This window comes from Gardnerella washingtoni (assembly GCF_049262705.1).
Taxonomy (GTDB): Bacteria; Actinomycetota; Actinomycetes; order Actinomycetales; family Bifidobacteriaceae; genus Bifidobacterium; species Bifidobacterium vaginale_D.
In genome coordinates this window covers 897,454-920,208 of sequence record NZ_CP058398.1, presented here as the reverse complement: position 1 = coordinate 920,208, position 22,755 = coordinate 897,454, and the positions used below count along the sequence as shown (strand labels likewise).

11 protein-coding genes and 1 pseudogene are annotated in these 22,755 nt (G+C 45.0%); all 12 read left to right on the top strand.

Features of this window, described 5'->3' with window-relative positions:
- The first annotated feature begins 26 nt into the window (after positions 1 to 26).
- Entirely contained in the window at positions 27 to 944 is a 918-nt protein-coding gene (locus tag HXT28_RS03480) for a helix-hairpin-helix domain-containing protein (RefSeq protein WP_422113246.1), read from the top strand.
- Positions 945 to 951: 7 nt separating this feature from the next.
- Positions 952 to 2,730: a ComEC/Rec2 family competence protein gene (locus HXT28_RS03475; protein WP_196227884.1), complete on the top strand. Its 1,779-nt coding sequence runs from the start codon at positions 952 to 954 to the stop codon at positions 2,728 to 2,730.
- 63 nt (positions 2,731 to 2,793) lie between these two features.
- Positions 2,794 to 3,791 (top strand): annotated as a pseudogene (gene holA, locus HXT28_RS03470) (DNA polymerase III subunit delta).
- A 104-nt stretch (positions 3,792 to 3,895) separates the two neighbouring features.
- Positions 3,896 to 4,462: a tRNA (adenosine(37)-N6)-threonylcarbamoyltransferase complex ATPase subunit type 1 TsaE gene (gene tsaE, locus HXT28_RS03465; protein ID WP_016637357.1), complete on the top strand. Its 567-nt coding sequence runs from the start codon at positions 3,896 to 3,898 to the stop codon at positions 4,460 to 4,462.
- 100 nt (positions 4,463 to 4,562) lie between these two features.
- Positions 4,563 to 5,411 (top strand): tRNA (adenosine(37)-N6)-threonylcarbamoyltransferase complex dimerization subunit type 1 TsaB, encoded by an 849-nt coding sequence (tsaB, locus tag HXT28_RS03460; protein ID WP_016637358.1) that lies wholly within the window; start codon positions 4,563 to 4,565, stop codon positions 5,409 to 5,411.
- Positions 5,412 to 5,436: 25 nt separating this feature from the next.
- On the top strand, positions 5,437 to 6,075 hold the full coding sequence (gene rimI, locus HXT28_RS03455) for a ribosomal protein S18-alanine N-acetyltransferase (protein ID WP_016637359.1): 639 nt from the start codon (positions 5,437 to 5,439) through the stop codon (positions 6,073 to 6,075).
- A 22-nt stretch (positions 6,076 to 6,097) separates the two neighbouring features.
- Entirely contained in the window at positions 6,098 to 7,141 is a 1,044-nt protein-coding gene (gene tsaD, locus HXT28_RS03450) for a tRNA (adenosine(37)-N6)-threonylcarbamoyltransferase complex transferase subunit TsaD (protein WP_422113245.1), read from the top strand.
- Positions 7,142 to 7,286: 145 nt separating this feature from the next.
- Complete coding sequence (locus HXT28_RS03445; RefSeq protein ID WP_422113244.1) at positions 7,287 to 8,408, top strand: tRNA (adenine-N1)-methyltransferase; 1,122 nt, start codon at positions 7,287 to 7,289, stop codon at positions 8,406 to 8,408.
- A 29-nt stretch (positions 8,409 to 8,437) separates the two neighbouring features.
- Positions 8,438 to 8,995 (top strand): SixA phosphatase family protein, encoded by a 558-nt coding sequence (locus HXT28_RS03440; protein ID WP_422113243.1) that lies wholly within the window; start codon positions 8,438 to 8,440, stop codon positions 8,993 to 8,995.
- Between the two features lie 678 nt (positions 8,996 to 9,673).
- Complete coding sequence (metE, locus tag HXT28_RS03435; protein ID WP_422113242.1) at positions 9,674 to 12,028, top strand: 5-methyltetrahydropteroyltriglutamate--homocysteine S-methyltransferase; 2,355 nt, start codon at positions 9,674 to 9,676, stop codon at positions 12,026 to 12,028.
- Between the two features lie 3 nt (positions 12,029 to 12,031).
- Positions 12,032 to 12,886, top strand: a complete 855-nt coding sequence (gene metF, locus HXT28_RS03430) for a methylenetetrahydrofolate reductase [NAD(P)H] (protein WP_422113241.1) — start codon at positions 12,032 to 12,034, stop codon at positions 12,884 to 12,886.
- Between the two features lie 695 nt (positions 12,887 to 13,581).
- Positions 13,582 to 22,659 (top strand): peptidase, encoded by a 9,078-nt coding sequence (locus HXT28_RS03425; RefSeq protein ID WP_422113240.1) that lies wholly within the window; start codon positions 13,582 to 13,584, stop codon positions 22,657 to 22,659.
- Positions 22,660 to 22,755 lie beyond the last annotated feature (96 nt).

The following is a 22,755-nucleotide window of genomic DNA, read 5'->3' as shown; positions in this document are numbered from 1 at the left end:
TAAGAACATTAAGAGTTGGGGGATTTATGGAAGACTATGTTCATAACTATGGTACGAACCATAACTATGGTATGGATAACTATGGTACGAACCATAACTATGGTATGGATAACTATGCTACGGACCGTAACTATGGCTTGGATAAGCCGAGAAGTGACTTGCCTAGGAGACGAATTGCAAGGTCTTTAGCAGAATTTTCTAATGATAGTTTTGCTGAAAATTGTAGCGATAAATCTCGCGAAAAATCTTGCGATTCTTGTGATGAAACTCTTATGAGTGGTAAGACTTCGCCCAGATTGCATATGAAGCCTGTGCATACGTTAGCGTTGATATTGCTGCTGACTGTAGCATTATGTGCAAGTCTTACTATGCTTATTTCGCAGTCGTTAACGTATCAACGTATGCAGCATACTCAAGCTGAAGCATGGCAAAGCGCGAGTGATAATCCTGCATATAGTACTAGTTCCTCTAAAAAATTGCGTAATAAACGTGCTCACAATAGTAAAAATATTGATGAAGATAATCAAAGCCAAGAAGATGCGAATATTGATGACAATAGTGAAAATACTATCGATGCTAACAATACCGTCAGTGACAGTAATAGTGATGGCAGTTATAGTGTGGAGCATCAGGATGACACAACGCACAATGATCATGGCGTAACAACTACAAAACAAGCGAAATCTCCACTTACTGGCACTGCTATGCGTAAAGCTCAACAGGGAGCTGTAATCTCGCGTGAAAATGCTGGTCGCATCAATATTAATACTGCAACGCTTGCGCAATTACAAACTTTGAAAGGAGTTGGACCTAAAACAGCTGCTCGTATTCTTGCTCAACGTAAACGAGTCGGTCGTTTTCACAGTTTGGAAGATTTGCTGCAAATTAAAGGCATTGGTCCTAAAACTTTGAACAAATTCCGTGGCGTACTTGACGTAGGTTAGGCGTGTTATGAGTATGAGCGTCGTAAAGCAACGTATTTCTGGAAGTTGCGATTTGCGTATGATTCCTGTTGCTGCAGCTTGTTGGATGGGTTGTTTGCTGGGGAGATGGTGCTGGAAAGTGCATATGATGCACGGTGTAGTAACAGTATTTGCTGGTGTGGTAGCAGTGTTTATTATTGCGTTTCTTACCTGGAGTATATTACGCGTGATTATTAACAGTAATATGCAATGCACTCATACATATGTAAGTATGCTGCGAGCTGCACTCAGTAGTGTGCGTTACCAATGTTTTACATGGCATCGTACAATATCGCTCGTATTGCATATTTGTGCTGTGGCTTGCATGTTGTCGTATCTGACGCAATGCGTGTTATCTCAAGATGTTGTTATGCGTGAAATACATAAAGTGAACATTGCACAAGTAGGGTATGCTCGACGCAATAGCAATCAAGCTTATCATATTGCTGAAGTAACGATGGTTACGCCGATGCGGACTTCGCAAAGCTTTAATGGTGATTGTCAAGCAACGGTTCAAGTCCATTATTTTGCGAAGCAAAAAAGTTACGTTCAAGCGCGACTGTATGCATATTCTCCAATATGTGAACAGTTGAATTATGGTTCGCGTATACGTTTACCAGTTAGCGTGAAAGCTTCGAGATTTGATAGTAGTAAGCCTGAATTGCATGTAGAAAAAACTCAACGAAATTTGCATGTTGTACAAGGCTCAGACTTTTGGCATAGAGCTGTTAGTGATGTATGGAAATCGTTTTATGACGTAACCAATAAGCTTGATATGCAAGGTAGAATGTTGGTTCCTGGAGTAACTGTTGGCATGCTTGGACAGGAATATGTGCCAGCAGAAGAGACAAATTCACTTGATCCAATTGACGAAACGTATGCAACAATGATGCGTCGCCATTTTCAACATGCTGGCATTATGCATGTTATGGCAGTTTCTGGCGGTCACTTTTTGCTGCTGAGTATGATTATTCGCCGCTGTTGCGCATACTTTTTACTGCCTAGATGGATTATGTCCTTCATACAGATTGTGTTTCAAATTGTTTTGGCTGCAATAGTATACCCTTCAGCATCAGTGCTTCGTGCGCTTGTTATGGGAATTATATCCGCAGTAGCGTGGTGTTGTAAGCGACCATATCAATCAGCCAGCGCACTGAGCTGGACTGTTATTGGAGTTTTAACATGTAACCCTTCATACGCTTGGGATTACGCTTTTGCGCTTTCTTCTGCAGCAACTTTAGGAATTGTAATGATGGGAGTGCCACTTTCTCAAACATTAACGCAATATATGCCATCTTGTGTTGCTTCAGCGTTAGCTATAACGTTTTCTGCACAATGCTGGACTATGCCAGTGCAAATTCTTATGCAGCCGGAAGTGTCTTTTATGGCAATTCCTGCGAATATTATGGTTGCTCCTTTGATGGATTGGGCAACAGTATGTGGCTTAATTTCACTAGTTTGTGCAATGTTTTGCGCAGGAGTATCGCTCATTTTTGCACAGCTTGCATCAATTGCTACAAGCCTTATGGAGCAGTGTGCATATTGGTGCGATGAGGTGTCGTTTGGCGTGTTTCCTTGGGTGCGTGGCGCGTTGGGGGCATGGGTGATGGCTTGCGTAGAATTTACGATATTTGCTGTTTTTATGCTTGCTTTTCGTGCCTTTCACAATCGTTATTACATCCAGCGTCTGCGTATAGTTGGGCAATTGTGGGCTGCTTCAGCAAAGCGCACAGTAAGCGATACTGCACGCATCTTTGAAGAGGAGTGAACACGCACGCATATTCGAGAGGAATATTATGATAGGTACGAGTTGGTTGGTTTAAGGAGCATGATGGCAGCAAGTAATAAGCGCGCAGAACACGTTATGCCAGTTACGATGGTAGTTGGGGGAGACACATACTTAAATGAGCTTAATGCTCGTACTGTGCGCGGAAAAATCCAACATAATGTTCCGGATGCTGAAATTATTGAACTTGATGCGTCGACTGCGGATCAGTACGCATTTGACGAAGCTGTAGGTCCTTCACTTTTCGGTGACGGAACGATTGTAATAATACATAATTTGCAACAAGCAGACGAATCTTTAGTAGACGCAATTGAAAAATTTTGTAAGCAAACGCAACATGACGATAATAATTCCGATGAATCTTCTGCAAATTGGGTTATTGCATGCCATGAGGGTGGTATTAAAGGAAAATCTATTATTACGCGTCTGGCAAAAGTTGGTGCTCAAACCATTACAGTGCCGGATCTTAAAAAGACGATGCGAAACTTAATTTTGTTATCAGCATATTCGAGAAACATAATCGCACTATAGAACCTCAAGCAGCTCAGCGACTCGTAGCAGTTTTGGGAGGGAAAACTGGTGAGCTTGCAGCATTGTGCTCGCAATTATGCTTCGACTATGACGATAATCCAATAATGCTTAATATTGTTGATCGTTATTTGATTGCAGATCCGCAAGTTACTGGCTTCTTTGTGGCAGATAAAGCTGTTGCAGGGCATACAGGTTCCGCTGTGCTTGCTGCTAGAACTGCAGTTGCTCAAGGAGTTGACCCTATAGCGTTAATCGGCGCTTTAGCTGCAAAAGTACGCTGTATTGCGCTCGCAATGGCAGTTCGTAACGGCACAATTTCTCAAGCGGAAGCAAAAGTAAATCCGTGGGCGCTGAAAATGGCAATGCGCCAGCTTGCTGGTTGGAGTAGTGCAGGAGTTTCTCAATGTTTGCAATCTTTAGCTTGGGCGGATGAGCAGTGCAAGGGCGGATCTAGCGACGCGAATTATGCGCTTGAAAAATGTATTATGCTCATTGCGTCTCGAGGAAATTAAAAAAGGAACTTATAGAAGAACGTATAAAAAAATTATAACGTATAAAAAATTTATAAAGGAACTTATAAAGAAAGTCAAGCGAAATTAGAAAGAGTGCATTACATATGGCAGAACAATTAGAACAGCAAAAAGTGCGTACCGTGCCTACGGATACTGATATGCGCGAGCTTGGTAAAGCTGTGGCAAAACTAGTTAAAGAAGGCGATGTTCTACTGCTGTCGGGTCCTCTTGGGGCTGGTAAAACAACGTTCGCACAAGGTTTTGGAGTTGGTCTTGGTATTAGTGAGCCGATTGTGTCTCCAACTTTTACGATTGCGCGCGAATTGCATGGCACTTTTGTGAACGGAAAGCCAGCGACGCTCATTCACGTTGACGCTTATCGTTTGGGTGGTGAGGATTTTGCTCCGGGGCAAGATACTGTGTCGCGTTTGCTTGATGAGCTTGAATCTTTGGGACTTGACGAAGCTTTGGAAGAGCCGGGCGACGGTACTGTTGTGCTTATGGAGTGGGGTGAGCAAATGGCTGGAGTGCTTGCAAGCGAGCGCTTAGAAGTTCATATTGCAAGACCTGTTGATGCTTCACAAGCAGATAGTTTCACTAGTGACGGTAAGCGAATCGTAACTTTGAAAGCTGTTGGTAAGGATTGGCTGAATCGACTTGCAAAATTGTAATTAAAAATACGCGGAAAATATAGCAACAAATATCGCAGTAAATAACGCAAGTTGTGGTAAGCGAGTAAGCTGGTCGGGTACGTTACGTCGAGGAATAAACATGAGTAATACGCTGATTATTGACACTTCATTTGGTTCTACTGTTGGAATTGTGGGTCATGAGCCGATTGTTGAGACTGACTCACGCACTCACGTGGAGCGTTTGCAAGTAAATATTGCGAAAGTTGTGGAAAATGCGGGGCTTAGGCCTTCGGATATTAATCGCGTGGTTGTGGGAGTAGGACCTGCTCCTTTTACGGGACTTCGCGCAGGGTTAGTTGCAGCGAAAGCAATCGCATTTGCAAATAATGCCGAAATTTTGGGATGTGACAGCCTGCTTCCTCAAAGTTTGATGATGCGATCTGGTGCGTTTGAAGAAGCACTTAAAAATGACGTTATTTGCAAGGATTCACTACTACATCTTCCGAATGCTGTTGATTCTGCTAACTCTGCAGGTTCTGATGTAAAGCATTACGTGCTTTCGCTCAACGATGCACGCCGTCGCCAAGTGTATATGGCTTTGTACGATGATGAAGGCAATGCTGTCATCGATATGGATATTGACTATCCTCAGAATGCTGCGGCTCGTGTGAACGAGTATGTAGCGAGTGTAAATGGTGAAAATTATTGCGTGGATGTGCTTGGACATGGTGCTCAAAAATACGTTGAAGATTGGCGAAATATTGCCAATGTTGGCGTTATTGCTGAAGTTTCTGCGCTTGACTTGGGTGTGCAAGGTTTACAAATTTTCGAGCAGTGTGCTGAGAATTGCGCTAAGCATTGCTCCGATGAAAATGAGCACGTAAAAGCTGTTGAACCGCTGTATTTGCGCCGCCCAGATGTGTCTGTGCCAAATCCGCTTAAGCATGTGCTTGGATCCGGTGAGGCAACGAGAGCTAAAGAAAAATAGAAGCGTTGTAACGATTTGAGTAATTATGATTGTTGATATAACGCATTCTACATTTCCGGCAGTTGCTGAGAGCATAAATAACGAAAGCTTAAATATAGTTCCAAAGTGCGATTTTACATGCGATGAGTTAGCGCAAAAAATAGCTCCCATTGAAGCCGATTTATTTGGAAAAGGCTCTTGGAATGAGAGCATGATTGCGCAAGAATTGCAAGCTCCTATGCGCGCATATTATGCGGAAATCGACGAAAATACGCATACGTTATGCGGGTATGCTGGATATTGGTTCGATGGAGACGATGCGCAAATTATGACAATTGGCGTTGTGAGGCAATACCAACGGAAAGGCATAGCTTCTAAGCTGTTATCAACCATGATGAAAACCGCAAAACAAATCGGTGCCAAGCGCATGCTGCTGGAAGTACGAGTTGACAACAATCCTGCGCTCGCGTTGTATGAACGTTTTGGTTTTAAGAAAATGGGTTTGCGAAAACGTTACTATCAGCCGGAAGGTGTGGACGCGTACACGATGTGCGCTGATTTAAGCGAGATTTTAGGCGGTACTAACATAACTTGCGAAAATAATAATGTAATCTCCATAAAAAATAACAAAACTTCCGAAAATAGTAAGGTACCTTCCGCAAAAAATAACGGAATTGAAGAATAACGAAGAATAACGAGGAATAGCAATGAGCGAAGCAATCGTATTGGGAATTGAATCAACTTGTGATGAAACTGCCGCCGCTATTGTGCGCGGACGTACGCTGGTGTCAAATGTGGTGGCATCTTCTATGCAGGAGCACGCGCGCTACGGTGGTGTAATTCCAGAAATTGCTTCTCGCGCGCACGCTGAAGCTTTTATGCCGGTTGTTTCTCAAGCTTTGGCAGATGCAAATATGGATTTAAGCGATGTTGACGCGATTGCAGTAAGTGCAGGTCCTGGTCTTGCAGGCTGCTTGGCTGTGGGAGTTTCGGGAGCTAAAGCTTTGGCTTGGGCTGCAAATAAGCCAATTTATGGTATTAACCACGTAATCGGGCATATTGCAGTAACGCAATTGCAATTCGGTGATGTGCCAGAAGATGTGCTTGCTCTAATTGTTTCCGGCGGTCACACTTCGCTTCTTCACGTGAACGATATTGCTAGAAGCATTGACGTTGTTGGCACGACTTTGGACGATGCTGCAGGCGAGTGCTTTGATAAGGTTGCGCGCTTGCTTGGATTCCCGTACCCGGGTGGCCCTCATATTGATAGGCATGGCAGGCTTGGCAACCCGGATACTTTGAAAGTTCCGCAAGGTTTGACGCAAGGTCGTTCTGGTAAAGAGCATCCTTACGATTTCAGCTTCTCTGGTGTAAAAACTGCTGTTGCGCGTTGGGTTGAAGCGCGCGAGGCTCAAGGTCTTGACATTCCAGTTGACGACGTGTGTGCTTCTTTGGCTCATTCTGTGGCGGATGTGCTTTCGCGCAAAGCTATGATGGGCTGTGAGCAGTACGGTTCTAAAACGTTGATGATTGGCGGCGGATTCTCCGCTAATTCGCAGCTTCGTGAGCATTTGTTGGCTTGCGGCAAGGAGCATGGAATTGAAGTGCGTTTGCCGGAACTTAAGCTTTGCACAGATAACGGTGCGATGGTTGCCATGCTTGGCGTGAATTTGGTGGAAGCAGGGGTGCGTCCTTCCGCTCCTGATTTTGCCATCGATTCTGCTATGCCGCTTACTACTGTAAGTTTGTAGGTTATGTAGCACTTGCGTCGTTTTAGTGAGATTTAGTGTGGGTATGCCGTAAAATAAATACGGTTTGTTGATGCGAATATTAGTAAAGTTTATTGGCAAATTTGTTAGTTGAGTTTGTTAGCAAATTTTGTAAGTGAGGTGTTTTGTGCAGTCAGTTAATTCGCGTAGTGGTGTGTTACGAGTAGGTGAGAAGATTCAGTTCACTGATCGTAAGGGTAAGCGGATTACTGCACAACTTGTTGCAGGTGGTGTTACACAAACTGAGCACGGTCTTATTTGTCACGATGACGTGATTGGTCAAAGCGAAGGCGTTGTAATTACTACTGTGAGCGCAAAGCGTGAAACGCTGCAAAATAGCGAAAATCAGGCATCTAAAGACCTTTCAAAAACCGGCAACAAGCCTTGGAAAGCAGCTCGCGCTATTGGTGGCTGGGATTACGTGGTGATGCGACCGCGCATGGTTGACTACGTGCTTTCTATGCCTAGAGGCGCGCAAATTATGTATCCAAAAGATATTGCGCAAGTGATTGCTTTAGGAGATATCCGCTCAGGTATGCGCGTTTTGGAGTCGGGTGCTGGTTCTGGTGCTATGAGCTTAAGCCTTTTGGACGCAGTTGGGGAGAGCGGAAAGCTTACGACGATTGAGCTTCGCCCGGATTTTGCGCGCATTGCCGAGTCTAACGCAACTTTGTACTACGGAAAGCGCCCAGAATGGTGGAATTTGCTTACTGGCGATTTTGATTCTGTTGCAAAAACCTTAGATGCTCACAGCGTGGATCGCATTATGCTAGACATGCTTGACCCTTGGAATCGCCTTGAACAAGCGCATCGCGTGATTGTACCTGGAGGCGTGCTTATTGCGTACGTTACGACTACAACGCAAATGTCTCGCATGGCTGAAGCTTTGCGAGAAAGTGGCATGTGGACTGAGCCAGAAATTCAAGAAACATTGGAGCGTACTTGGAAAGCTCAAGGTTTGGCGGTTCGTCCGGATCACGCGATGATTGGCCACACTGGATTTTTGATTGTTTCGCGCGCAATGGCAGAAGGTTTTAGCGCTTTGAAGAAGCGTGAGCACGGTACTAAAGATACTGTGAGCGATATTGACGATATGACAGCGGAAGAGCGCGCTGAACAGTTGGAAGACTTGTCTTTGCGCGATATTTCGGATCGTAAGCTTCGTAAAGTTTTGCGCGATTTAGACGTGCAACTTGCGCAATTGCCGGAAGATTCGCAATCGCAAGTAACTGTGCAATCTCAAAAATAGAGCATAGTCAAGCTAAGTAGGAGAGCATTATGGCATCACCAATGAAAAAGCTTATGAAGAAAGCACATCATAGTAAGTACGTTTTGTTGCTGATGCGTCATGCTAAAGCTGAGGCGCCTGAAATGGGCGACGATTGGGGTCGAAACCTTACTGATAAGGGCTTGAAGCAGGCGAAAATTATGGCAAAAGGCTTGGAATCTTTGAAGCTTGTGCCAGATTATATTGTGTGTTCTAGCGCGAACCGTACTGAGCAAACTTTGAAGCGCATGTTGAAGCGTTTTGGCGATGCGCCTGTGGTTGAGTCGCGCAAGAGTCTTTATGATGGCGGTATGCAGTCGGTTATGGACGAGTTGCAGGCGGTTCGAGGTGATGTTCATACGACGATGATTGTGGGTCATGAGCCAACGATGTCGATGGCTGCGCAGTGGCTTTCTTCGCCGGATTCGGATCCGGATGTGCTTGGGGCGATGCGTTTGGGACTTGCTAATGCGTCGGTTGTGGTGCTTGTGTCTGAGCGCCCATTTGCCACTTGCGGCTTGCGCGGCGCCACAGCGCTCGCAGTCCTCACCCCCAAATCCTTTGCCTAGCTTTGCAGTCATGCTGCCGCACACGGCGTTCCCCGTAGCTTTGCGGTCATGCTTTGCGAACGTTGAGTACTTGTTGATTCATGGAACTTTAACAGTATTGCTCTTCAGACGCTGAGTACTTACTGCTTAGAGAACACTAGCATTCATGCTGCCGCATACACTACACCAAACCCACTCAACCACCAACCCACCCGCAGCTTAATTTTTCGGCTTTAGTTGCACTGAGTAAGCCACGCACTTTCGCAACTTTCTGCACGAGTCTATGAGTTTTGTGTTAAAGAGTAGTGAAGTAGAGGTCAAGAAAATTTCGGGCAGAGTGCTAAAAGAGGAGCGCAGCGACGGAACGCACGATGCTGAAATTTCCTTGACCTCACAACACTAAACACCAAACACACCAGTCAAAACTCATAGACGAAACTTAAGTACCGCGCAAACATAAATTTTCCAACCTCACAACACTAAACACCAAACACGCTAGTCAAAACTCATAGACGATACGCAAGAACATCGAAAAGAAAAATAAAACTAATCAAAAAAACGCACGAAATTAAGCATATAAATTCGGCTTATAACGACACCCCAAGTTCTTGAATGACCGCATTTAAGCATTTCTTTGCTAGGCTAAAGCGAGTCGAGAAGAAATAAAAATGAGTTAAATAGGAATTTTTTGGAGGATGTATGTCTACGGTTGTTACTTCGGTTTCCGGCTTTCCGCGTATTGGTGCTGACCGTGAGTTGAAGAAGATTATTGAACGCTACTGGAAGCAGGATGCTTCTTTGGATGAAGTGCGTGAGGTTGCTCAGTCTTTGCGTGCTAAGCATTGGCGTTTGCAAGCTGAAGCTGGTGTTGATTTAATCCCGAGTAACGATTTTAGCTACTATGATCAAATGCTTGATACGGCTATTTTGCTGGGTGCTGTGCCGGAGCGTTATCGTAAATTGAATTTTGAGCATGCCGAGGATACGCTTTTTGCCATTGCTCGTGGCTACCAGGGTGAGCGCGGCGATGTGACGGCGTTGCCGATGAAGAAGTGGTTTACTACGAACTACCACTATATTGTGCCGGAAGTTGAGAATCCGGAAGGCTTGCATTTGGCTGGAACGAAGCCTTTTGACGAGTTTTTGGAGGCTCGCGCGCAGGGTTTGGAAACGAAGCCTGTGTTGATTGGTCCTTACACGTTCTTGAAGTTGGCTCGTACTCCTGAAGCTCAGGAGTTGGAAGTAACAGATTCTGTGATTTCGGCTCTTGCTAACGCTTATGCGAGTATTGTGAAGCGTTTTGGTGAGCTTCACGCAACTTGGTTGCAATTTGATGAGCCTTATTTGGCGTTGGATAAAGAGCAAGGCGATTTGGAGCTTTTTGAAGCTTTGTATAAGCCTTTGCTTGAGGCAAGGAGTGCGGAAGTTAAGCTTCTTCTTAACACGTATTTTGGCCATATTGCAGACGCTTATGAGACGGTGAATAATCTCGGTTTTGATGGCGTTGGCGTTGATTTGGTGGAAGGTAAGGATGAAAATCTTGCAGCCATTGAGCGCTATGGTGTGAACGATAAGACTACGCTTTTTGCAGGCGTTGTGAACGGCCGTAATATTTGGCGTAACGATTATGCTGTGAGCCTTGGGCTTATTGATGCTTTGCGCGAGAATGTTACGGATCGTGTGGCTGTTTCTACTGCTTGCTCGCTTCTTCACGTGCCTTTTAGCACTGTTGGTGAGGATGCTTTGGGTGCGGAAGTGTTGCAGCATTTTGCTTTTGCTGTTGAAAAGTTGCATGAAATTCACGATATTGCGCATCTTGCTGCAGAAAGTGACGAAAGCCGCAAATCGAGTAACGTTTTGGCTAAGAATCAGGCTTTGTTTGACGGTTCGCGCGTGAAGGCGGATGCTGCTGTTGCTAATCGTCTTGTGAATCTTAAAGAGTCTGATTTTGTGCGTGAACCTGCTAGAGCGGAGCGCCAGCGTTTGCAAAAGGAAGCTCTTGGCTTGCCGGATTTGCCAACGACAACTATTGGTTCTTTCCCACAAACTAAGGATATTCGTAATGCTCGTGCTGCTCTTCGTAAGGGTGAGATTTCGCGTGAAGCTTACGACGAGTTTATGCGCGATCGCATCGCTAAGTGCATTGAGCATCAGAAGCAAATTGGCTTGGATGTGCTTGTTCATGGCGAGTTTGAGCGCAATGACATGGTTGAGTATTTCGGCCAGCATTTGCGCGGATTTAAGTTTACGAAGAACGCTTGGGTGCAGTCTTATGGCACTCGCTGCGTGAAGCCTCCAATCGTGTGGTCGGATGTTTCTCGCGAGTCTGCGATTACCGTGGCATGGAGCGCTTACGCACAAAGCTGCACGAAGCATATTGTTAAGGGCATGCTTACAGGCCCTGTGACGATTCTTAACTGGTCTTGGCCTCGCGAGGATATTACGCATGAAGAGCAGACTCAGCAGTTGGCTCTTGCTATTCGCGATGAAGTGTTGGATTTGGAGCGTGCTGGTATTCGTGTGATTCAGATTGATGAGGCTGCTTTGCGCGAAAAGTTGCCGCTTCGTCGTTCTGATTGGCATAAGAAGTATTTGGATTGGGCTATTCCAGCTTTCCGCCTTGTTCATTCTGCTGTTGCTGCGACTACGCAAATTCACACGCATATGTGCTATTCGGAGTTTAATGACATTATTCGCGACATTGATGCTATGGATGCGGATGTGATTTCTTTCGAGGCTTCTCGCGGCGACTTGGTTGTGCTTGACGCTATTCACGACGCGCATTTTGAGACGGAGGCTGGTCCTGGCGTTTACGATATTCATTCTCCTCGCGTGCCTGGTAAGGCTGAGCTTGTGGAGCGTATTCACGAGATTTTGCGTAAGATGCCTGCTGAGAAGCTTTGGATTAACCCGGATTGCGGTCTTAAAACTCGTGGCGACGCTGAAACTTGGCCAAGCTTGGAAAATCTTGTTGCTGCTGCTCAAGAAGTGCGCGCAGAGCTTTCTAATGCTCAACCAAGCAATCAGCAGTGCAATAATCTAAATAGGGGGTGAGTTGTGACTTATAAACCAAAGTTTTCGCTGGAAGTTTTTCCACCTAAGCGCACATCTCCTATTGGTACGATTTACGATACTTTGGATGGCTTGAAGGGTCTTGACCCGGATTTTATTTCGGTTACTTACGGCACTGGAAAGCTGCAGGATCGTACTGCTACTGCGCGTATTGCTCATACGATTCGTTCCGAATATGGCATTGACGCGGTTGCTCATTTAACGGCTCGCTACCTTGATTATGATGCTGTTGATGAAGCTTTGGAAATGTTTGATAATGCTGGTGTTTCTGGCGTTTTGGCTTTGCGTGGCGACGTGATTGCAGGTCAAGAGGCAGCAGGCGTTTTTGAGCACGCTAGTGACTTGGTTTCCTACATTCGTTCAAAGCGCCCGGATTTGCCTATTTTGGGCGCTTGCTACCCGGAGAAGCATCCGGAAGCGGAAAGTTTGCAGGCGGATATTGAGAATCTTAAGCGCAAGGTTGACGCGGGTGTTACGCATTTAATTTCGCAACTTTTTTACGATAACGAGGATTTTTTGCGCTTCCGTGATTTAGCTCGTGCCGCCGGCATTAACGTGCCGATTGAGGCTGGAGTGATGCCTGTGGCGAATGCTTCGCAAGTGCAGCGCATGACAAGTCTTTGCTCTTCGCGCATTACTTCGCAAGTTTCCGCAATGATGAATCGTTGGGGGAGTAACGCTGAGTGTTTGCGCGATGCTGGCAGTATTTTTGCTTCGCAGCAGATTAACGATTTAATTGCTGAGGGTGTGGATGGTATTCACTTGTATACCATGAATCATCCGGGCATTGCGCGCAGGATTTGGGCGAATGTGAAGCCGCTTTTTACGAAAATCGGGTAGAGAAGCAGAAGATGTAAGGTGAAAGTGAAAGCGCTGGGGCGAAAGTTTCGGCGCTTTTCACTGGTATGTGTGCTGTTGGTTTATTGGGTTTTTGTTCGTTTGCTAGTTTGAGTTTGCTTGCTAGTTTGAGTTTGCTAGTTCGTTTGCTTATTGGCTTTTATGTAAGTTGCTCGTTTGCTCATTTGCTACTGCGTTTACATTAAGTTGGTGTAATTTATTCATATTGTTGTATTAATACAAATATTGTAGCTATGTGCGCTTCATATGAACTTTGCTAGCTTATGTACATTTTTGCGGGTGTATAAAATTTTGGAATATGAATGTATAGTATGTAAGGCTTGAAAGCTGTACCATTATGCAGGTAATAGCATAAACAAAAGTTTATACGACACTCAAAAACTGTGATTATAACCACATAACTATAAAATTTTTAAGATTACCAATACGCTAAAAACGTTGAAATAAAGCCCAACGGGGGGGGGGGGTACTCAATGCAATTGGTTGTAATGAACCTGTTATAGCTGATGTTGAGCTGGTAAGATGGTCACTAACTATAACTGGCGATGCGCCTATGCGTTCGAGCTAAGTGAGAAAGATTGATGAAATATGCATACATACATTGATGTTTTTTGCAGCTCGTTGTAGTTAATACTGGCATATACACGTAAAGAAATTTGTCTTAAGGAGATATTGTTATGATTAATGCAAATTCTGGAAGGCATGCACATTCGCGTAAAGTGACGTTAGATGCAACAGCAAGTAATGCGATTCAGAAAGCAATTGACGCTCGCAAAGTGGCGGCGTTTACGATTGGTGCAGCAGGCGTATTAGCTGGTGCTGCCTTCGCTTTCGGCGCAACTCCTGCAATGGCTGCGGAGACTGCTGCTACTACTCCTGCTACTCCTGCTACTGTAACTGCTTCTACTGGTTCTGCAGCTACTTCTGCAGCATCCTCGACCGCTAGTGCTGATACGGGTACTGCAACTGATAATCAAGATGCTAACAAGAATACTGAAAATGTAAGTAAGACTGCAGAGAAGAAGGCTGAGAATGCTAAGCCTGCAGAGAAGAAGGATGGTAACTCTGCAACTACTGATACTGATAAGACTAATGCAGCTAGTAGCGCCACTGAAGAAACTACTGCAAAGAAGCGTGTAGGTCGTTCGCTAGATCCTGAGACTCCTGCGCCTGTAGATCAGAATCGCGCTTCTAATGGTGGCACAAACGAAGTAGCTTTCTCTAGTCAAACAGGTGGAATGCCGAACGTTTATGGCTTTGGCACAGTGGATAATCAGTATGATGAGCAACTCGCAAATAATCCTATAATATTTAAGCTTCCTAAACAGCAAGATGCTAATGGAGCAGATAAGGCTGTTACGCGTGTAGCTGTATTTCCTTCAACTTCAAACCATATTAATACCAAAAAAACTGCAGGAAGTATTGATTTTGATTCCGACAATGGTGGACATCAGCCATATTCTGGCGAATATGTGTTTAAACAGAACGTTGATGGTTCTGCAACGCTTACCATGAATAGGATTTTCCGTAAAGATGAACGTAGTGATTCCAAAGCTATTAAGAATGCGCAAGGTTATTCTGCAACGCGTTCGATTCAGATTAATCCAATTCCAGTTCAGGGAAGTGCTAAAGAAGATGCAGTATCAGATCAATTCAGAGCGGCTCTGTTAGTACCTCCGCAAAGTGCTGGAACTATTGTTAAAAAAGTAAGTGATGCTGATATCACCGACACTGATGTCAACAATGCTATGGATGATGCTAAAAAGAATGGCAAAACAACGCATGTTGGCAAGAGTGGTATTGATGGTCTATCGCTAGAAGCACAAATTCAAGCGTTAAGCAAGGTTGGTAAACGAAAGTTAGATACTATCGATAAGAAAATTCCTACTGGAAGCAACGAATACGATAAGAATGCATTAACGAAAGCAAATAGTAAGGTTGGTGTATCAATCGTAAATACCCATTTCGTTACCGATCTTGGTTTTAAGTCGCAGGATATTCCGCTGACTATTGTGCGTTATAACGATGTTATTGATAAGCCGATTGTGGAAGACCCGAATAATCTTTCGCAAGATGTAAAGAACGAAATCGCACAGAAGCTCGCAAAGATTAACGGCGTAACTCCAGATAAAATCAAGTTTGACGGGGATAATGCTGTAATCAACTTCGATGGCGTGGATACTGATGATGCGCCGAAGATCGCTGTGCGCGACCTTGTGTTGAAGAAGGTTGCAGAAAAGGATGTTACCGTTCCAACTGGTGACAAAGCAGTCTTTGTTGCCAACCCACTCGATTACTCAACCGCGGAGCTTAACCGAATCAAGCAGTCGATTTTTGAGGCCAACAAGACCAATACAGAACTTGGCCTTACCAGTGTAGATCAGATTTCGCTTGAATATCTTAAGGGCAATTTTACTGCGGCTGGTCAAGCTAATCAGGGCATCTCGAACGGTCAGGCGGAAAATACGATTACCGTTAAGATCAAGACCGATAAGGCGGTTGCTGAGTTTACCTCTAATGTAAAAGAGAGCAAGCTTACAAAGCTTCCAGATATCCGCAAGGATTACAACGTTACTTGGACTGCAGACAAGATTGGTGGTCGTGACACCGACGAGGGTATTTCTTGGAGTAATGATCAGAAAACCACTATCATCTACCGTTACGACCCAACTAAAGCAGAAGAGTTTAATACAACAAAGATTCTTGGTTTGCTGAAAGCTACACCAAAGGATCCAAAGTCTGGTTTGCGTGACCTTCAGGGCGGCGAGCTGCTTTCCTATGAAGGTACAGGGAATACCGCGCAAAAGTCGCACATGCACTATGCGTTGCAAAATGGCGAGCCAACGGGCGAGCTAACGCTTGGCAATATGAACGGCGCTTATTGGTATGGGAATCAGAAAGTCTCTAATTCTGACGTAAACCTCGGTGATAATTTATCAGAAGCTGGTCCGTATTCATGGGATCCAGAAGCTGGATCTGTAACGGTGGCTGCTAAAAAGGGCAAGATTTTCAAGGCACGTCTGTTTGTTGAGCCGTATGCAATGTCGTACTATAAGGATATTTATCTGGAGCAAGGTCGCCATCCAGGCAATACGGCAAAGGCAATTAACGTTATCTTTGTGCCGCAGATGAATCACAAGACGAGTGATTTGAAGAAGTCTGTTGATGGTCACAAGACTGTTGCTATTGAGGGCAAAGATGTTCCTACTCAGCATGAGTACTATAATGCGTCTGACAAGGTAAAGAGCGACTACGACGATGCACTCAAAGTTGCTAAAGCTTTGTACGAGCAAGTTAAAAATACAAAAGAGTCTGACCTTACTGAGAAGCAAAAAGCCGATATTGACAATGCGACTATTAAGTTAGACAAGGCTCGTGAGGCTCTTGATGGTGCTGATACTAAAAAGGATAAGCTGATTGCCTCGATTGAAGCCGATGGTACGCCTGCAAAGGAAGGTACTGCAGCAACTGGTACGCAAGCGACGAATCAGTTTAAGAACGTGAGCGACCCTGACTTCAAGACACCTGATGGCAAAACTGACGAAACTAGGAACAATGCTGCTAAAGCTGCCAAGACTGCTTACGACAAGGCTCTCAAAGAAGCCAAGGAGTTAAATGACGACAAGAACGCCACGCAAAAGGCTGTTGACGATGCTAAGGCTAAGCTTGACGAAGCTCGTAAGGAGCTTGATAAGTACAGCACCAATAAGGATAAGCTTAACGCTGCTATTGCTGAGCATGGCAAGGTAAAGGATGGTAGGGACGCTCATGGCACTCAAACGCTTGCAAACGCTGACCCAGCTTATCAAAACGCAACTGAAAAAGAGCGCAAAGCCTACGATGCTGCTGTAAAGAAAGCAAATGATCTTTCAGCCGATCCTAACGCTTCTCAAAAGGAAGTAAACGAGGCAATTACAGCTCTTGAGAATGCTAAGAAAGCTCTTGACGCTGAAGCAACAGATAAGTCAAAGCTTATAACTGCCGAAAAGCTCAGTTTCGATAATCCTGATAAGGATGATGCAAACAGGCAGAGCACCTTCTATAAGAATGCGCTTAACAAGCAGACTAATGGCGCAAACGATCAAGAAAAACAAGCTGCTAAAACTGCAGTTGAAAACTATGACAATGCGCTGAAGAAGGCTCGTGAGGTTCTTAAGAACGATAAGGCAACTCAGGCTGAAGTTGATGCTGCTAAGGATGCGTTAACTAATGCCGAAAAAGTATTGCATGAAAAATATGCAACCAACGCTGATGAACTTACGAAAGTGCTTGCGGATAACTTTAGCGGTTACCTGATGCCTGCGTACTTCAATGCTTTTGATAAGGCGCATGCTGGCGATAAGGATGCTGCTGATGCATTCAAGAATTACAACGATGCTTATCAAAAAGCTAAGGCGCTTAAGGAAAAGCTAGAAAAAGCTAAGAATGGTGGAACTGCTCCAGATCAAACACAGATTAATGAAGCCCAGAAGGCTCTTGAAGAAGCACGTAAAGTCATCGACAAGTATGCAACTAATACCAGCAGGCTTTCGGCAGCTGTATTTAACGATATTGCTATACAACACAGCCCAGCATACAAGAATGTGTCCGCAGATGATGCAAGTGCAGATGCAAAGGCTGCTAAGCAGAAGTATGACGCCGCAGTGAAGAAGCTACAACTGGCGCTTGAGAAAAGGATGCCTAAGGATAAGCAAGGTAATACAGAAATCCCAACTTCTAATCCTCCTGCAAAGAATATTGATGTTACTGATGCAGATGCATTGAAGAATATTCAGGCACATGCACAAGGCGAGCCTCTGGATAGGGATATTACCTCAATCCTTAAGGAAATGAACGACGCAGCTGCTGAGTTGAACAAGTTTGCAACCAAGACCGATAAGCTGCTGGAATCCATCAACAAGGATACCGATACTCAGCACGATCCAGCGTATAAGAACTCCCAGAATCCGCACAAGCTGGGCGCTGATGGCCAGGAAGATAAAATTGGATATGAGGCCATCAGGCAGAAGGCTAAAGACTACGACGATGCGCTTGCTGATGCTAAGAAGCTTTTGACGGATCCAACCGCTACCCAGGCGCAGGTGGATGCGGCTCTTAAGAAGCTTAATGAGAAGCGTGACGCTCTTAAGGCTCAAGACACCAACGTTGAAGCTCTGAAGAGCAGCGTTGAAAAGCATGGTAAAGAAAAGCAAGGCGAGACTGCAGCTACCGAAGGTACTGTTACCTCCGACGCATACCGCAATGCGTCTGATCCTCACTTCTTAACTGCTGATGGCAAGCCTGATACAGATAGGAACACTAAGGCCGCTGCATCCAAGAAGGCGTATGATGAAGCTTTGACAAAAGCTCAGGAACTTTTGAAGAAACATGACGATAAAACTACGCCTCTCGACGCTAAGCCAACTCAGAAGCAGATTGACGAGGCTTTGACAAAGCTCGACAAAGCTCGCACTGAGATTGAGAAGTATAAGACTGTTACTACTGATCTTGAGAAAGAAATTAATAAGTCTACTGCGGAGGGTGCTCCTGGTGTTACTGAAGACGACTTCGAGGACACTCCAGAGTTCAAGAACGCTAGCGATAAGAAGGATGGCACCAACGACAATGAGGATGTCAAGGCTTACAAGGATGCGCTCGAGAAAGCTCGCAATCTTGTAAAGGCTGCTAATCCTACAGATCCGGGTGCTAAGAACAGTTCGCGTCCAACGCAGCAACAGATTAACGATGCGCTTGAGGCTTTGAAGAACGCCAAGAAGCAAATCACCGATAACTACAAGACGAATCTTGAGCCGTTGACTTCTGCTAAAGACTTTGCAGGTGGCGACTTCAAGAAGACGCCTGAGTATCAAAATGCTCTTGCCAAGAAGACTGCTGGTGACCAAGGTGCTATAGCTGCCTTGGGTAAAGATGGTGAGCAAACTGGCTTCGACAATGTTCTGAAGAAAGTTACCGATAAGCTCAATGATAAGGATTGGAAGGGCAAGGTAACTCAAAAGTTTGTCAATGAGTTGCTCGAAAAGCTGCAAGCTGCTCAAGATAAGATTGCTAAGGAGTACAAGACTGATGCAAAGCTTCTTGAGAACGAAGTTGGTGATAAGGATGCCCAGGGCAATCCTGTAACTCCTAAGTTTGAAGAGTCGATTCCGTACAAGAACGCACTTGAAAAGGCGAAGACGGAAGATCCTACGACAACGGATGCTAAGTCCGCAACCAAGAAGCTGGAAGCTTACAACGAAAAGCTCAAGGCTGCACAGGAACTCATCAACAAGGTGAATAATCCTGATCCAAATGCTGCAGCTGACTCAAAGCCAACGCAAGCGCAGGTAGACGCTGCTCTTAAGGCTTTGCAAGATGCCAAGAAGGCAATCGACGACAGCTTCGGCACTAAGATTGACGATTTGAAGACTGAAGCTGCGAAGTCTACTGCCGATACGACAAATCCTACTGCTAAGCCAACTGCTGGGTCATTTGAGAGTACTACTGAGTATCAGAATGCGCTTGCTAAGAAGACTGATGACGGCAAGGATAATGCTGACGTTACTGCCTATAAAGAAGCGTTGAAGAAAGCTAGGACTTTGCTTAACAAGTTCGACGATAAAGGTAAGCCAAAGCCTGGCGAAAAGCAAATCCCAACTCAGAAGGAAGTTGACGAGGCTCTAGATGCCTTGCAAGCCGCTAAGAAGAAGATTACTGACGGCTACAAGACTGATCCTTCTAAGTTGAAGTCTGAGGCGGATGCTGATTCTGACTTCACCAAGACGCCTGAGTACGTAAACGCTCGGGCTAAGGGTGATGATGCGTCTAAGCAGGCTCTTGAGGATTACAAGAAGGCTTTGGAGGATGCGAATAAGGTTCTTGGTGACAAGAATGCTACGCAGGCTCAGGTTGATGATGCTTTGAAGAAGCTTCAGGATGCTAAGTCTAAGCTTTCTGATGGTTATAAGACTGATAAGACTGATCTGACTGCTGAAGCTGGTAAGGATTCTGACTTCACTAAGACTCCTGAGTATCAGAATGCTCAAGCTAAGGGTGACGACGCTTCTAAGCAAGCTCTTGAAGCCTACAAGAAGGCACTCGAAGACGCTAACAAGGTTCTCGGTGACGAGAATGCTACTCAGAAGCAGGTTGATGAGGCTTTGAAGAAGCTTCAGGATGCGAAGAAGAATCTTGCTGATTCGCATAAAACTGATAAGGCTGCGTTGCAGACTGAATCCAATGCTGATGGTGATTTTGCTAAGACTCCAGAATTCCAGAATGCTGCTGGTTCTCCTGAGGTTGAAGCCTACAAGAAGGCTTTGGAGGATGCGAACACGGTTCTTGGCGACGCTAATGCTACTCAGGCGCAGGTTGATGATGCTTTGAAGAAGCTTCAGGATGCTAAGTCTAAGCTTTCGGATGGTTATAAGACTGATAAGACTGATCTGACTGCTGAAGCTGGTAAGGATTCTGATTTCACTAAGACTCCTGAGTATCAGAATGCTCAAGCTAAGGGTGATGACGCTTCTAAGAAGGCTCTTGACGAGTATAAGAAGGCGCTTGATGAGGCGAATTCCGTGCTTGGCAATGAGAACGCAACTCAGACCGAGGTTGATGATGCTTTGAAGAAGCTTCAAGAGGCTAAGAAGAATCTTGCTGATTCGCACAAGACTGATACTTCTAAGTTGAAGTCTGAAGCGGATGCTGATGGTGATTTCACTAAGACTCCTGAGTATCAGAATGCTGCTGGTTCTCCTGAGGTTGAAGCTTATAAGAAGGCTCTCGACGAAGCTAATTCTGTGCTGAAGGATCCGAATGCTACCCAGGCTCAGGTTGATGAGGCTTTGAAGAAGCTTCAAGAGGCTAAGAAGAATCTTGCTGATTCGCACAAGACTGATACTTCTAAGTTGAAGTCTGAAGCGGATGCTGATGGTGATTTCACTAAGACTCCTGAGTATCAGAATGCTCAAGCTAAGGGTGACGACGCTTCTAAGCAGGCTCTTGACACCTACAAGAAGGCTCTTGAGGATGCTAATTCGGTGCTTAAGGATCCTAACGCTACGCAGAAGCAGGTTGATGATGCTTTGAAGAAGCTTCAAGAGGCTAAGAAGAATCTTGCTGATTCGCACAAGACTGATTCTTCTAAGTTGAAGTCTGAAGCGGATGCTGATGGTGATTTCACTAAGACTCCAGAGTATCAGAATGCTGCTGGTTCTCCTGAGGTTGAAGCCTACAAGAAGGCTTTGGATGACGCTAAGAAGGTTCTTGGTGACAAGAATGCTACCCAGGCTCAGGTTGATGCGGCTTTGAAGAAGCTTCAGGATGCTAAGAAGAATCTTGCTGATTCTCATAAGACTGATAAGACCAAGTTGCAGACTGAGTCCAATGCTGATGGTGATTTCACTAAGACTCCAGAATTCCAGAATGCTGTTGGCAGCCCTGAGGTTGAAGCTTATAAGAAGGCGCTTGAGGATGCTAACAAGGTTCTTGGTGATAAGAATGCTACCCAGGCTCAGGTTGATGCGGCTTTGAAGAAGCTTCAGGATGCGAAGAAGAAGCTTGCTGATTCGCATAAGACTGATAAGACTGCGTTGACTGCTGAGGCTGGTAAGGATTCTGATTTCACCAAGACTCCTGAGTATCAGAATGCTGTTGGTTCTCCTGAGGTTGAAGCCTATAAGAAGGCTCTTGAGGATGCTAATAAGGTTCTCGGTGATAAGGATGCAACCCAGGCTCAAGTTGATGAGGCTTTGAAGAAGCTTCAAGATGCGAAGAAGAATCTTGCTGATTCGCATAAGACTGATACTTCTAAGTTGAAGTCTGAAGCGGATGCTGATGGTGATTTCACTAAGACTCCAGAATTCCAGAATGCTGTTGGCAGCCCTGAAGTTGATGCTTATAAGAAGGCACTCGAAGACGCTAAGAAGGTTCTTGGTGACAAGAATGCTACTCAGGCTCAGGTTGATGAGGCTTTGAAGAAGCTTCAGGATGCTAAGAAGAATCTTGCTGATTCTCATAAGACTGATAAGACCAAGTTGCAGACTGAGTCCAATGCTGATGGTGATTTCACTAAGACTCCAGAATTCCAGAATGCTGTTGGCAGCCCTGAGGTTGAAGCTTATAAGAAGGCACTCGAAGACGCTAAGAAGGTTCTTGGTGACAAGAATGCTACGCAGGCTCAGGTTGATGATGCTTTGAAGAAGCTTCAGGATGCGAAGAAGAAGCTTGCTGATTCGCATAAGACTGATACTTCTAAGTTGAAGTCTGAAGCGGATGCTGATAGCGACTTCCGCAAGAAGGCAGCGTATCTTGTTGGTGAAGTGCCAGATCTTGATGCTTATAAGAAGGCTCTTGACGAAGCTAATTCTGTGCTTAGGAATCCGAATGCTACTCAGAAGCAGGTTGATGATGCTTTGAGAAAGCTTCAGGATGCCAAGCAGCTCATTCTCGATAAGTACAATTCCATCGGCACTGATGCTGGTTCAGGTGCTTCTGGCACTGTTCAGAACACAAGTACTGATACTACCGGTAGTGTAAATACTGGAAACACTGGTACAACCAAGGCTGAAGATGCCACGAATCATGCTGTGCAAGCGGATTCCCATAGCGCCAATGCTGATGCCAATACCGCAAAGAATACTGCAAAGAATACAAGTAATAGCACTGGTAAGATTGTGAAAACTGGTGCCAAGACTTCAATCTTTGCTGAATTGGCTGCAGTCTTCGCAGGTCTTGGTGCTGCTGTTATTGCTCGTCGTCGTAAGCATTCGCGCGACTAAAGCAGTAGCTTGCAGCTCAAACTGCAAGATTATTGGAAATAAAAATTTATAACCTGACTGCTGCTGTAACCTTTGCATAGTATGCGAAGTGAAATG